Source organism: Nocardioides sp. IC4_145, from assembly GCF_011250565.1.
Lineage (GTDB): Bacteria > Actinomycetota > Actinomycetes > Propionibacteriales > Nocardioidaceae > Nocardioides.
The window spans coordinates 22,444-34,609 of sequence record NZ_JAANMS010000028.1 but is presented as its reverse complement, the minus strand read 5'-3'; the positions used below and the strand labels follow the sequence as shown (position 1 = coordinate 34,609).

The following is a 12,166-nucleotide window of genomic DNA, read 5'->3' as shown; positions in this document are numbered from 1 at the left end:
GCCCGGCGGGTGTCCCTAGGCTGCACCCGTGCCGGCCGAGACCTCCCAGACGCTCGACCGCGGGCTGCGGCTGCTGAGCCTGCTCGCCGCCGCACCCGACGGGCTGACGGTGACCGAGGCCGCCGGCGCGCTGGACGTGCCGCGCACCGTGGCGTACCGCCTGGTCAGCACGCTCGAGCAGCACGCGCTGGTACGCCGTGACGGTCGCGGCCGGCTCCACGTCGGGCTCGGGGTGCTGCACCTCGCGTCAGCGGTGCAGCCGGTGCTGCGCGACCTCGCCGCACCCGTGCTCCGCTCGCTCGCCGAGGCCGTCGGGTGCACCGCGCACCTGACCGTCGCCGAGGGGGAGGAGGCGCTGGCGCTCGCCGTGGTGGAGCCGTCGTGGACCGACTTCCACGTCGGCTACCGGGTCGGCTCCCGCCACCCGCTCGGCCAGGGTGCCGCCGGCCGGGCGGTCCTGCTCGGCCGCGACCGCGACCCCGAGCGCCCCGCCTGGTGCACCACGTCCGGTGAGCTCCAGGCCGGCGCACGTGGGCTCGCCGCACCCGTGCTCGACGTCGACGGCATCGAGGCCAGCGTCGGCATCGTCACCCTCGGCGAGCTCGACGTCGACCGGGTCGGACCGCGGGTCGTCGACGCCGCGCGCGAGGTCGCCGAGCGCCTGCGGTCGGCCTAGCTGTGAGGTTCATCGGCGCCCCGGTGAAGCTGACGCTGCCCCGATGGAGTTCCAGCGGGGCGCCGTCAGGTCCGTCGGCTCCCCGATGAACCTCACGAGCGCCCGGCCGCCCGCAGCGCGAGCGGAAGCGTCCGGTACGCCACCTGGGTGGCCAGCGCGATGGTGGTCGAGCAGCGGACGACCGCGTCGGAGGCGAGCACGGCGTCGATGACCCGCTGGAGGTCGGTGTTGGAGCGGGCGACGACGCGGGCGACCAGGTCACCGGTGCCGGTCACCGTGTGCGCCTCGAGCACCTCCGCGATCGTCGACAGGTGGGCGGCGACCGCGTCGTGGCCACCCGTCCCGTCGGCGACGGTCGCCTGGCGGATCTCCAACGTCAGGAACGCCGTCACGGGGTAGCCGAGCGCCGCCGGGTCCAGCTCCGGCCCCCAGCCGGTCACCACACCGCGGGCGACCAGCTTGTCGAGCCGGGCCTGGACGGTGCCACGCGCGACGCCGAGCCGGCGCGACGCCTCGAGCACGCCCAGCCGGGGCTCGTCGTGCAGCAGGGCGAGCAACCTGCCGTCCAGCTCGTCCATCGGCCCTCCCTCGACTGTGCAGGTTGTCCAGCGTGTCGAAGCACCATTGCACAGGTTGCGTGACCTGGCCCACGCTGCGGGCATGACGACCACCCAGGACCCGACCCGTGACACCGGGACGACCGGCGGCGCCCTCACCGCCGACGAGCTCAAGGCCGACCTGACCCTGGACCAGCTGCGCGAGCTGGTCGGGCTGGTGGAGTACGACGCGAGCCGTGACCCGTTCCCGGTCACCGGCATGGACGCGATCGGCTTCGTCGTCGGCAACGCCACCCAGGCAGCGGCGTTCTACCAGCTCGCCTTCGGCATGGACCTCGAGGCGTACCGCGGCCCCGAGACCGGCTGTCGCGACAGCAAGTCCTACGTCCTGCGCTCGGGCAGCGCGCGCTTCGTGCTGACCGGCGGGGTGACCCCCGACAGCCCGGTCCTCGACCACCACCGGCGCCACGGCGACGGCGTCGTCGACCTGGCGCTGGAGGTCCCCGACGTCGACGCGTGCATCGAGCACGCCCGGTCCGCCGGCGCGACGGTGCTGGTCGAGCCGCACGACGAGTCCGACGAGCACGGCACCGTGCGGACGGCCGCGATCGCGACGTACGGCGAGACCCGCCACACGCTCGTCGACCGCTCGCGGTACGCCGGCCCCTACCTGCCCGGGTACGTCGCCCGCACCTCGTCGCTCGTGCGCCCCGCCGACCACCCGAAGCGGCTCTTCCAGGCCGTCGACCACTGCGTCGGCAACGTCGAGCTCGGCCGGATGGACGAGTGGGTGGAGTTCTACCACCGGGTCATGGGCTTCTCGAACATGGCGGAGTTCATCGGCGACGACATCGCCACCGACTACTCCGCGCTGATGTCGAAGGTCGTCGCGAGCGGCAACCACCGCGTGAAGTTCCCGCTCAACGAGCCGGCGGTCGCGCGCAAGAAGTCCCAGATCGACGAGTACCTCGAGTTCTACGACGGCGCCGGCTGCCAGCACATCGCGCTCGCGACCAACGACATCCTGCGCACCGTGGACGTCATGCGCGCCAGCGGCGTGGAGTTCCTCGACACCCCCGACTCCTACTACGACGACCCCGAGCTGCGGGCCCGGATCGGCCAGGTGCGGGTGCCGATCGAGGAGCTCAAGGCGCGGCGGATCCTGGTCGACCGGGACGAGGACGGCTACCTGCTCCAGATCTTCACCAAGCCGGTCGGCGACCGGCCGACGGTGTTCTACGAGCTCATCGAGCGGCACGGCTCGCTCGGGTTCGGCAAGGGAAACTTCAAGGCGCTCTTCGAGGCGATCGAGCGCGAGCAGGAGGCCCGCGGCAACCTCTGACCTGCGGCAGGATGGCCGCGTGCCGACGTACCTCGCCTTCCTCCGCGCCATCAACCTGGGCGCCAAGCGCAAGTTCCCGAAGGACCGGATCGTCGCCGCGGTGGAGGGGCTCGGCTGGACCGACGTGCGCACGCACATCAACACCGGCAACGTCCGCTTCGACTGCCCGCTCGAGTCACGCGCGGAGATCGAGGCGGCGCTCGAGGAGGCGTTCCGCGCGGAGACCGGCTTCGAGGTGCCGACGATCGTGCTGACGCCGGCGGAGCTGCGTGAGGTGGCCGAGCAGGCGGCGTCGTACGGCCACGAGGGCAACCACTACGTCTCGTTCCTCAAGGACGAGCCGTCGCCGGACACCGTGCGCGCGCTCGAGGAGCGCAGCACCGCCGACGCGGTCGCGAGGGTCGGCGGCCGGGCGGTGCACCTGATGCTGGGGGAGAGCTACCGGGGCGCGAGCCTGACCAACGCCACCGTCGAGAAGCGGCTCGGCGTCGCCACCAACCGCAACCTGACCGTGGTCCGGGCGCTGGTCGAGAAGTGGTGCTCCTGAGCGCCGCCGCGCGGGTCAGGTGACGGCGTCCACGGTCCCGGCGGGCTCGGGTGCGCTCGCGCGCGGCAGGGAGCGCACCGAGCGCGACAGCAGGGTCGCCAGCGAGAGCAGGAGGTACGCCGTGCCCGCGGTGACCAGGACGGCGCGCATGCCGAAGGCCTCGGCCAGCGGGCCGAACGTCAGCTGGCCCACCGGCATCGCGACGAAGGAGCCGAGCATGTCGTAGGAGTAGGCGCGCGAGAGCATCTCCTCGGGCACGTTCTCCTGCATCGCGAGGTTCCACCCGAGGCCGAAGATCTCGACACCCATCCCGGCGACGACGGCTGCGAGCATGATCGGGAACGTCTGCGGCACCGCGCCCATGACCAGGATCGGCAGCCCGAAGAACGCCACGCCCACCATGCCGACCAGCAGCGGCCGTTGCAGCGTCACCCGCATCAGCACCAGGGTCATGACGAGCAGGCCAACGGCCTGGGCGGAGACGATCAGCCCCCAACCGTGCTCGCCGATGTCGCTGTCCTTCGCCAGCACGGGCCCGAGGGTGTTGAACGCGCCCTCGTGGATCCCGTTCGTGACCGAGAAGACCAGCACGACCACCCACAGCCAGGTGGTCGAGCGGAAGAACGTCCAGCCCTCCCGGAGCTCGCCGAGCACCGACGGCGTCACGCCCTGACGGGTGCGCGCCGGGATCCGCACCGGCAGCAGCATGACCGCGGCGACCAGCCAGGCCGCGGCGTCCACCGCCAGCGCCCAGCCCGGGCCGACGGTGACGACCAGGCCGGCAGCGACCGTCGGGCCCAGGATGAGCATCGTGCTGCGCGTCATCGAGACCAGCACGTTCGCGGCCTGCAGCTGCGCGCGCGGCACCAGCTGTGGGACGAGGCCGGCGAGGGCGGGCAGGTTGACCGCGGAGACGGTGCCGTTGACGGCGGAGAGCACGACGAAGTGCCACAGCTCGGCCTGGCCGGCCAGCAGGAGCGCGGCGAGCAGGCCCTGGCTGAGCCCGGAGGCGACGTTCGCGCCCTGGATGACGAGCGTCCGACCCACGCGGTCGGCGATGACGCCGCCGGCGAGCATGAAGACGATCATCGGGATCGAGTGCGCGGCGAGCACGACGCCGAGGTCGCCGGCGGAGTCGCTGACCTCCAGCACCGCGAATGCCAGTGCGATCGGCGCCATCGTCGTGCCGGACAGGTTGACCAGGCGGGAGAGGAAGTACCACCGGAAGTTGCGCTCCCGCAGCGGCGCCAGCGCGCTGTGCCGCGCCACGGCGCTCACGGCTCCACCCCGAACGCCGCGATGGTCAGCGCGATCTTGCGGGTGCCTTCGCTCCGAGGCGGGCGCGCCTCCTCGTGGACCAGCTCGGCCGCCCGCTGGACGAGCGTCATCGCCTCGGCCCACGCCTCCTCGCTGACCCACAGCTCGGCGTCGCAGAGCTGGGCCCGGTCCTTCGTGCGGTCCTCCCAGCGGCGTACCAGCTCCTGGCCCATCGCCCGCACCTCGACGTCCCGGGCCGCCCCCGCAGGCTTGAGCCCCTCCCGCCAGGGGTGCCGGTAGCGCTTGGCCGTGCCGCCGCGCACCCGCTCCTCGCCGGCCACGACCACCTCACCGGCGCGGGCCAGCACGCGCAGGTGGTACGACGCGTTGGCGTGCGTGATGCCCAGCTCGCGCGCCACCTCCGCCGCGCTCAGCTCGGCCCCCGTCAGCAACGACAGCATCCGCAGCCGCAGGGGGTGCGCGGTCGCGCGCAGGGCCTGCACCGGCTCGTCCATCCGACCTCCCAAAGACTCATTGGGGAGTCTGCCGCGGCTCGGTCGGCACCGTCAAGTGGTTGTTGGGGAGTAGCGGCCGCGGTCGCTTGTAACGCGCAGTTCGCCGCTCTACCCGCACGCTGCAACGTGCGGGTAGAGCAGCGAACTGTCCGTTACAGCTCGCAGCAGCGCGACCGCCCGCCCTGGCTACTCCCCGCGGAAGACCGGCGGGCGACGCTCGGCGAAGGCGACGACACCCTCGACGACGTCGGCGGTGCGGAGCAGCACGGACTGGCCGGACTTCTCGCGCTCGAGGGCGGGGTCGAGCTGGGTGAGGGTGGCGGCGTTGACGGCCTTCTTGCTGGCGGCCAGCGCGAGCGGCGGACCGGCGGCGAGCCGGGCGACGAGGGCGTCGACCTCCGCGGCGAACGACGCGTCGGGCGCGAGGTGGCTGACCAGCCCGACGTCGTACGCCGTGCGGGCCGGCAGCGGCTCGGCGAGCAGCGCCATCCGCATCGCCCGGGGCCGGCCGATCGCGGCCGCGACGGTCGCGGAGGCGCCGCCGTCGACCATCAGCCCGACGTTGGCGAACGGCAGCAGGAACGACGCCGACTCCGCAGCGACGACGAGGTCGCAGGCGAGCGCCGCGGAGCAGCTGACGCCGGCGGCGACCCCGTTGACGGCAGCGACGACCGGCTTGTCGCAGGAGGTGATCGCGCGGATCCACCGGTTCGCGGTGTCCATCGAGGTGTCGTCGATCGTGTACGTGCCGGAGATGTCCGCCCCGGTGCTGAACGCCCGCCCGGTGCCGGCGAGCATCACGACCCGCACGTCGTCGCGGGCGGTCGCACGCTCGATCTCCGTCGCCATCAGCGCCGGCATGTCGGGCGTCAGCGCGTTGAGCGCGCGCGGCCGGTCCATGGTCAGCCGCAGGACGCCGTCGGTGAGGTCGACGTGCACCTCGGGCGACGTCTGCCCAGGCGCCTCAGGCAACCTCGACACCCGCCTCGCGCAGCTCGACGAGCGCTGCCTCGGTGGTGGCGGGCGCGACCCCCGCGCACAGGTCGAGCAGCACCCGCGTGGCGAACCCGGCCGCGGCGGCGTCGAGCGCCGTGGCGCGCACGCAGTGGTCGGTGGCGATGCCGCAGACGTCGACCTCGGTCACGCCGCGGGCGCGCAGCCAGTCGGTGAGCGCGGAGCCGTCCTCGGCGAGCCCCTCGAAGCCGGAGTACGCCGCGGCGTGCTCGCCCTTGCGGAAGACCGCCTCGAACGGCGCCGGGTCCAGGTCCGGGTGGAAGTCCTCGCCGGCGGTGCCGACCTCGCAGTGCTTGGGCCAGGAGTGCACGAAGTCGGGGTCGTCGGACCAGTGGTCACCGGGGTCGCGGTGGTGGTCCTTCGTGGCGACGACATGGGCCCAGCCGGCGGCCCGGTCGCGGAGCAGCGCGGTGACGTCGCGGGCGACCTGCGCCCCGCCGGTCACGGGCAGCGAGCCGCCCTCGCAGAAGTCGTTCTGGACGTCGACGACGACGAGTGCGCGAGCCATGCGGCGAGGCTAGTCCAGAGGGTCAGTCCAGGCGGATCGTCGGGATGACCGGCTCGCCGCGCGACATCTGCTGGGCGGCCAGCGGCAGCTCGCCCCGCGAGCGCAGGTGCCGCGCGCGCGCGGCCTCGAGCGGCTCGCGGCCGACCACCTCGCCGTCGCGCACGAGCGGGACGAGCAGCTCGCGGTCGTCTCCGTCGTTCTCGGGCACGCGGCCGGTGCCGACCACCTCCGCCTCGGCCGTGCCGCGGTGGTCGAGCCGGCGCAGGGCGTACTTGCGACCGCCGTACGACGCCTTGTCCGCGCTCTTCTTCGCCACCGGCACCATGGAGCCGCCCTCGCCCTCGCGGGCCACGAGCTTGTAGACGAAGCCGCTGGTCGGGTGGCCCGAGCCGGTCACCAGCTGGGTGCCGACGCCGTACCCGTCGACCGGCGCCGCGGCCAGCGCCGCGATGGCGTACTCGTCCAGGTCGCTCGTCACGACGATCCGCGTGCCCGTCGCGCCGAGCGAGTCGAGCTGGCCACGCACCTCCGACGCCAGCGACCCGAGGTCGCCGGAGTCCAGCCGCACCGCCCCGAGGCCGGTCCCGGCCACCTCGACGCCGACCCGCACCGCCTCGGCGATGTCGTAGGTGTCGACCAGCAGGGTCGTGCCCTCGCCGAGCGAGGCGACCTGCGCGCGGAACGCGTCGGTCTCGGTGTCGTGCAGGAGGGTGAAGCTGTGCGCCGACGTGCCCGAGGTGGGCACGCCGTACCGCTGCCGCGCGGCGAGGTTCGAGGTCCCCGCGAAGCCGGCCACGTACGCCGCCCGCGCCGCGGCCACGGCCGCCTCCTCGTGGGTGCGCCGCGAGCCCATCTCCACGCACGGCCGCTCGCAGGAGACCATCGTCATCCGCGAGGCGGCCGACGCGATCGCGGAGTCGTGGTTGTAGATCGACAGCAGCACGGTCTCCAGCAGCACCGCCTCGGCGAAGGTCGACTCGACCACCACCAGCGGCGAGTGCGGGAAGTACACCTCGCCCTCCGGGTAGCCCCACACGTCGCCGGAGAAGCGGTACGACGCCAGCCACTCGCGGGTCGGCTCGTCCACGACGTCATCGAGCACCGCCAGCACCTCGTCGTCGAAGCGGAACGCCTCGATCGCGTCCAGTGCGCGGCCCACGCCGGCCACCACGCCGTACCGCCGGCCCTCCGGCAGCCGGCGCGGGAACAGCTCGAAGACCGACCGGCGTCCGGCCGTGCCGGCGGCCAGCGCCGCCTGCAGCATGGTCAGCTCGTAGTGGTCGGTGAGGAGCGCGGTCGATGCCGTGGTGGAGGGTGCCGTCGCGGGTGCCGTCGTGGGGGTCACAGGGACAAGAGTGCCCACATCGCTGTGACACCATGGAGGCGTGTCCGCTGCCAGTCCTGTCGAGGTCGAGCCGACCACCACCCCCGACGAGATCACGTTCCTGGCCAAGCCGTGGGTGACGATCGTCTGGAACGACCCGGTCAACCTGATGTCGTACGTGACCTACGTCTTCCAGAAGTACTTCGGCTACGACAAGCGCAAGGCCGAGCAGCTGATGATGGAGGTCCACGAGGACGGCAAGTCCGTCGTCAGCTCGGGGACGCGCGAGGAGATGGAGCGCGACGTGCAGGCGATGCACGAGTACGGCCTCTGGGCGACGATGGACCGCGCCGAGTGAGCGGGTTCGCGCGGCACCGCCGCAGCGGGCGGGTCATCGCCAACTTCACCGGCTTCGAGGCCGACCTGCTGCGCTCGCTCGCCTCGCAGCTGGTCGAGCTGCTGCGCAACGAGGCGGCCGCACCGACCGACGGCCTGGACCCGTTCGAGGCGATGATGGACTTCAGCGGCCCGACGACCGAGCCGGACGACCCGGTGCTCGCGCGCCTGTTCCCCACGGCGTACCGCGACGACGCCGAGGCCGCCTCGGAGTTCCGCCGCTACACCGAGGGCGCCCTGCGCGACGGCAAGGCCCGCGCCGCGGCGACGGTCATCGACGGCCTGGAGGAGGCCGGGCTGCCCGCCGAGCTGACCGAGGACGGGCTGATGATCGACGTCGAGCTCGACGAGCCGACCGCCGAGACCTGGATGCGCTCCTTCACCGACGTCCGGCTCGCGCTGGCCACCCGGCTCGGCGTCGAGGACGGCGACGAGGACTACTGGCACGGCCTCCCCGACGACGACCCCCGCGCCCAGGCGCACGACATCTACGAGTGGGTCGGCTACCTCCAGGAGACGCTCGTCGAGGCGTTGAGCGCGCGGCGCTGAGCACCGCGCCGGCGCGAGGTGGGAGACTCGCGCCGTGCCGATCCCGCCGTTCGTCGCCGAGCTCCGTGAGCTGGTCGGCACCCGGGAGCTGTGGCTGCCCGCGGTGACGGCGGTCGTACGCCGCGGGGACGAGGTCCTGCTGACCGAGCGCGTCGACAACGGCCGCTGGGCGCCGGTCACCGGGATCGTCGACCCCGGCGAGGAGCCGGCCGTCGCGGCCCGGCGCGAGGCGCTGGAGGAGGCCGGGGTCGAGATCTCGGTGGACCGGCTGGCCGCGGTGAGCGTGAGCCCGCGGATCACCCACCCCAACGGTGACCGCGGGGTGTACCTCGACCTAACGTTCGCCTGCTCGTGGGTCGCCGGCGAGCCGCACGCCGCCGACGACGAGAACACCGACGTCCGCTGGTGGCCGCTCGCCGACCTCCCGCCCATGGAGGAGCACATGCTCGCCCGGATCGATGCCGGCCTCGCCGACGAGGTGGCCGCGCGGTTCCTCACCTGAGGCCTTCGTCGGGGTAGTAACGGGCGGAAACGTCCGTGACTACCCCGACGAAGGACAAGAACGTCCGCTACTACCCCGGAGTCGGTACGAGGAGGGGCGCGAGCCGCTCAGACGACGCCGAGCGACAGCATGGCGTCGGCGACCTGGAGGAACGAGGAGATGTTGGCGCCGGCGACGTAGTTGCCGGGGGTGCCGTACTCGTCGGCCGCGGAGGCGCAGCGCTCGTGGACGCCGACCATGATGTCGCGCAGCCGCTCCTCGGTGTGGGCGAAGGACCAGGAGTCGCGGGAGGCGTTCTGCTGCATCTCCAGCGCGCTGGTGGCGACGCCGCCGGCGTTGGCCGCCTTGCCGGGGGCGAAGAGGACGCCCTTCTCCTGGAAGACGCGGGTGGCGTCGGGGGTGCAGGGCATGTTCGCGCCCTCCGCGACGGCGAGCACGCCGTTGGTGACGAGCGCCTGCGCGGCGTCGGCGTCGAGCTCGTTCTGGGTCGCGCAGGGGAGCGCGACCTCGCACGGCACGTCCCAGACGCGGCCGCCGGCGACGTACGACGCGTCGGGTCGCTGCTCGGCGTACGCCGAGAGCCGCGCGCGGTCGACCTCCTTCACCTGCTTGAGCAGGGCGATGTCGAGGCCGGCCTCGTCGACGACGTACCCGGAGGAGTCCGAGCAGGCGACGACCTGGGCGCCGAGCTCGGCGGCCTTCTGCGCCGCGTAGATCGCGACGTTGCCCGAGCCGGAGACGATGACCCGGCGGCCCGAGAGCGAGCGGCCGGTCAGGCGCAGCATCTCCTCGGTGAAGAAGACGGTGCCGTAGCCGGTGGCCTCGGTGCGCACCTGCGAGCCGCCGTAGGAGAGGCCCTTGCCGGTGAGCACGCCGGACTCGTAGCGGTTGGTGATCCGCTTGTACTGCCCGAAGAGGTAGCCGATCTCGCGGCCGCCGACGCCGATGTCGCCGGCAGGGACGTCGGTGTACTCGCCGAGGTGGCGGTAGAGCTCGGTCATCAGCGACTGGCAGAAGCGCATGACCTCGGCGTCGCTGCGGCCCTTGGGGTCGAAGTCCGAGCCGCCCTTGCCGCCGCCGATGGGCATGCCGGTCAGGGCGTTCTTGAAGATCTGCTCGAAGCCGAGGAACTTCACGATGCCGAGGTAGACCGACGGGTGGAACCGCAGGCCGCCCTTGTAGGGGCCGAGCGCGGAGTTGAACTCGACGCGGAAGGCACGGTTGATCTGCACGCGGCCCTGGTCGTCGGTCCACGGCACGCGGAAGATCAGCTGCCGCTCCGGCTCGCAGAGCCGCTCGATGACGGCCTCGTCGACGTAGTGCTGGTGCTTGCGCACGACCGGCCCGAGCGACTCCAGCACCTCCAGCACCGCCTGGTGGAACTCGCCCTCGCCGGGGTTGCGGGCGAGGACCGTCTCGAAGTGCGGCTGGAGGATCGGGTCCAGGGTTTCCATGAGGAGAAGCCTAAGGAGGTCCTCGCGCGGTCCGGGTACCGGGCACGGTGTCCGGCATGCGGACGGCCCGCCTAGGCTGGACGCGTGCTCACCATCGACCAGGCGACGTACGACGCCATCGTCCGGCACGCCAAGCGCGACCACCCCGACGAGGCCTGCGGCATCGTCGCCGGCCCCGAGGGCAGCGACCGGCCCGAGCGGGTCGTGGAGATGGTGAACGCGGCGGGGAGCCCGACGTTCTACGAGTTCGACTCCACCGAGCTGCTCGAGCTCTACAAGCAGATGTGGGACCGCGACGAGGAGCCGGTCGTGATCTACCACTCCCACACCGCCACCGAGGCCTACCCGAGCCGCACCGACATCGGCCTGGCCAGCGAGCCCGGCGCGCACTACGTGCTGGTCAGCACGCGCGAGCACGGGAATAACGAGGGCCCGGTGGAGTTCAGGTCCTACAGGATCGTCGACGGCGAGGTTACCGAGGAAGAGGTCGTCGTCGTCCCCGCACTGCCCGGCGCCTGACCTGAGCCTGACCGGCGCCCGGTCCCCGCACCACAGCCCAGACCAGCACCAGCCCCGACGAGGAGTCCGAGAAGCCATGGCCATCGAGGTCCGTATCCCGACCATCCTGCGCACCTACACCGACGGCGAGAAGGCCGTGGCCGGCGAGGGTGCCAGCCTGAGCGCGCTGATCGACGACCTGGAGGCGAACCACCCCGGCATCAAGGACCGCCTCATCGACAACGGCGACCTGCGCCGCTTCGTCAACGTCTACATCAACGACGAGGACGTCCGCTTCATCGGCGGTCTCGAGGCACAGCTCTCCGACGGCGACCAGGTCGTCGTCCTGCCGGCCGTCGCCGGCGGTTGCTGAGAGCGGGGCCGCGCCAGCGGACGTGCGCCGGCGGTACGGTGCTGCGATGGTGAGCGCCCGATGACCGACCGCCGCACGTTCGTCCTCGTCGACGGCGAGAACATCGACGCCACGCTCGGCAACTCGCTCCTCGGCCGACGTCCGCTGCCGGAGGAGCGCCCCCGCTGGGAGCGCGTGACGGCGTACGCCGAGCAGCTGTGGGGGCAGCCCGTCACCGGGCTGTTCTTCCTCAACGCCTCGAACGGGACGCTCCCGAGCAGCTTCGTCCAGGCGCTGCTCGCGCTGGACTACCGCCCCGTCCCGCTGGCCGGCCGGGCCGACGAGAAGGTCGTCGACATCGGCATCCAGCGCACGCTGGACGCGCTCGCGCAGCGCGCCGACGACGTGCTGCTCGTCAGCCACGACGCGGACTTCGCCGAGCACCTGGACCGGCTGCTCGACGAGAGCGCCTACAAGCGCCGCGTCGGCCTCGTGGCGCTGCGGGAGTACGCCAGCGCGCAGTTCGACCAGCTCGGCATCCAGGTCCACGACCTCGAGGACGACGTGCAGGCGTTCAACGTGCCGCTGCCGCGCGTGCGGATCATCCCGCTCGACGAGTTCGACCCCGAGCGCTTCCTGCGCTGAGCCGCTGCGACCCGAAGGGCAACCGGAAGA

The 12,166-nt window shown here is 72.6% G+C and carries 16 protein-coding genes; 9 read left to right on the top strand and 7 right to left on the bottom strand.

What is annotated here, in order from left to right:
• The first annotated feature begins 28 nt into the window (after positions 1–28).
• Complete coding sequence (locus G6553_RS12830) at positions 29–676, top strand: helix-turn-helix domain-containing protein (protein ID WP_166193360.1); 648 nt, start codon at positions 29–31, stop codon at positions 674–676.
• A 92-nt stretch (positions 677–768) separates the two neighbouring features.
• On the opposite strand, the gene G6553_RS12825 is transcribed toward G6553_RS12830, so the two are convergent.
• The gene (locus tag G6553_RS12825) at positions 769–1,254 is read right to left on the bottom strand and encodes an Lrp/AsnC family transcriptional regulator (protein WP_166193357.1); all 486 of its coding nucleotides are present in this window, start codon (positions 1,252–1,254) and stop codon (positions 769–771) included.
• Between the two features lie 82 nt (positions 1,255–1,336).
• On the opposite strand from G6553_RS12825, the gene hppD reads away from it, so the two are divergent.
• Positions 1,337–2,575 (top strand): 4-hydroxyphenylpyruvate dioxygenase, encoded by a 1,239-nt coding sequence (gene hppD / locus G6553_RS12820; RefSeq protein WP_166193354.1) that lies wholly within the window; start codon positions 1,337–1,339, stop codon positions 2,573–2,575.
• A 19-nt stretch (positions 2,576–2,594) separates the two neighbouring features.
• Positions 2,595–3,122, top strand: coding sequence for a DUF1697 domain-containing protein (locus G6553_RS12815; RefSeq protein WP_166193352.1), 528 nt, complete (start codon positions 2,595–2,597; stop codon positions 3,120–3,122).
• 15 nt (positions 3,123–3,137) lie between these two features.
• Here G6553_RS12815 and G6553_RS12810 read toward each other — a convergent pair whose 3' ends face one another.
• The 5 genes from G6553_RS12810 to G6553_RS12790 all read right to left on the bottom strand — a co-directional run bounded on the left by G6553_RS12810 (position 3,138) and on the right by G6553_RS12790 (position 7,761).
• Positions 3,138–4,400, bottom strand: a complete 1,263-nt coding sequence (locus G6553_RS12810; RefSeq protein ID WP_347565688.1) for an MFS transporter — start codon at positions 4,398–4,400, stop codon at positions 3,138–3,140.
• The gene (locus G6553_RS12805; RefSeq protein ID WP_166193349.1) at positions 4,397–4,894 is read right to left on the bottom strand and encodes a helix-turn-helix domain-containing protein; all 498 of its coding nucleotides are present in this window, start codon (positions 4,892–4,894) and stop codon (positions 4,397–4,399) included. Before G6553_RS12805 ends, G6553_RS12810 begins: the two co-directional genes overlap by 4 nt.
• Before the next feature lie 186 nt (positions 4,895–5,080).
• Complete coding sequence (locus G6553_RS12800; RefSeq protein WP_242680392.1) at positions 5,081–5,866, bottom strand: enoyl-CoA hydratase-related protein; 786 nt, start codon at positions 5,864–5,866, stop codon at positions 5,081–5,083.
• Complete coding sequence (locus G6553_RS12795) at positions 5,859–6,416, bottom strand: isochorismatase family protein (RefSeq protein WP_166193346.1); 558 nt, start codon at positions 6,414–6,416, stop codon at positions 5,859–5,861. The genes G6553_RS12800 and G6553_RS12795 overlap by 8 nt, the downstream gene beginning before the upstream one ends.
• Before the next feature lie 22 nt (positions 6,417–6,438).
• Positions 6,439–7,761, bottom strand: a complete 1,323-nt coding sequence (locus tag G6553_RS12790; protein ID WP_166193343.1) for a nicotinate phosphoribosyltransferase — start codon at positions 7,759–7,761, stop codon at positions 6,439–6,441.
• A 91-nt stretch (positions 7,762–7,852) separates the two neighbouring features.
• Here G6553_RS12790 and clpS point away from each other — a divergent pair, with 91 nt between their 5' ends.
• Genes clpS through G6553_RS12775 form a run of 3 tightly spaced genes read left to right on the top strand, consistent with a single transcriptional unit; the run spans position 7,853 to position 9,187 of the window.
• The gene (gene clpS, locus G6553_RS12785) at positions 7,853–8,098 is read left to right on the top strand and encodes an ATP-dependent Clp protease adapter ClpS (RefSeq protein ID WP_347565692.1); all 246 of its coding nucleotides are present in this window, start codon (positions 7,853–7,855) and stop codon (positions 8,096–8,098) included.
• The gene (locus tag G6553_RS12780) at positions 8,095–8,685 is read left to right on the top strand and encodes a DUF2017 domain-containing protein (RefSeq protein ID WP_166193337.1); all 591 of its coding nucleotides are present in this window, start codon (positions 8,095–8,097) and stop codon (positions 8,683–8,685) included. The genes clpS and G6553_RS12780 overlap by 4 nt, the downstream gene beginning before the upstream one ends.
• A gap of 34 nt (positions 8,686–8,719) precedes the next feature.
• A complete protein-coding gene (locus G6553_RS12775) occupies positions 8,720–9,187 on the top strand; it encodes an NUDIX domain-containing protein (protein ID WP_166193334.1) in 468 nt (155 codons plus the stop codon).
• A gap of 107 nt (positions 9,188–9,294) precedes the next feature.
• Here G6553_RS12775 and gdhA read toward each other — a convergent pair whose 3' ends face one another.
• Complete coding sequence (gdhA, locus tag G6553_RS12770) at positions 9,295–10,632, bottom strand: NADP-specific glutamate dehydrogenase (protein WP_207619725.1); 1,338 nt, start codon at positions 10,630–10,632, stop codon at positions 9,295–9,297.
• A gap of 93 nt (positions 10,633–10,725) precedes the next feature.
• Between gdhA and G6553_RS12765 the strand changes: the two genes are divergently transcribed.
• The 3 genes from G6553_RS12765 (at position 10,726) to G6553_RS12755 (ending at position 12,136) form a co-directional block, all read left to right on the top strand.
• A complete protein-coding gene (locus tag G6553_RS12765; protein WP_166193328.1) occupies positions 10,726–11,160 on the top strand; it encodes a M67 family metallopeptidase in 435 nt (144 codons plus the stop codon).
• A 76-nt stretch (positions 11,161–11,236) separates the two neighbouring features.
• Positions 11,237–11,512, top strand: coding sequence for a MoaD/ThiS family protein (locus tag G6553_RS12760; protein ID WP_166193325.1), 276 nt, complete (start codon positions 11,237–11,239; stop codon positions 11,510–11,512).
• 60 nt (positions 11,513–11,572) lie between these two features.
• Positions 11,573–12,136: an NYN domain-containing protein gene (locus G6553_RS12755; RefSeq protein ID WP_166193322.1), complete on the top strand. Its 564-nt coding sequence runs from the start codon at positions 11,573–11,575 to the stop codon at positions 12,134–12,136.
• The last annotated feature ends 30 nt before the right edge of the window (positions 12,137–12,166 follow it).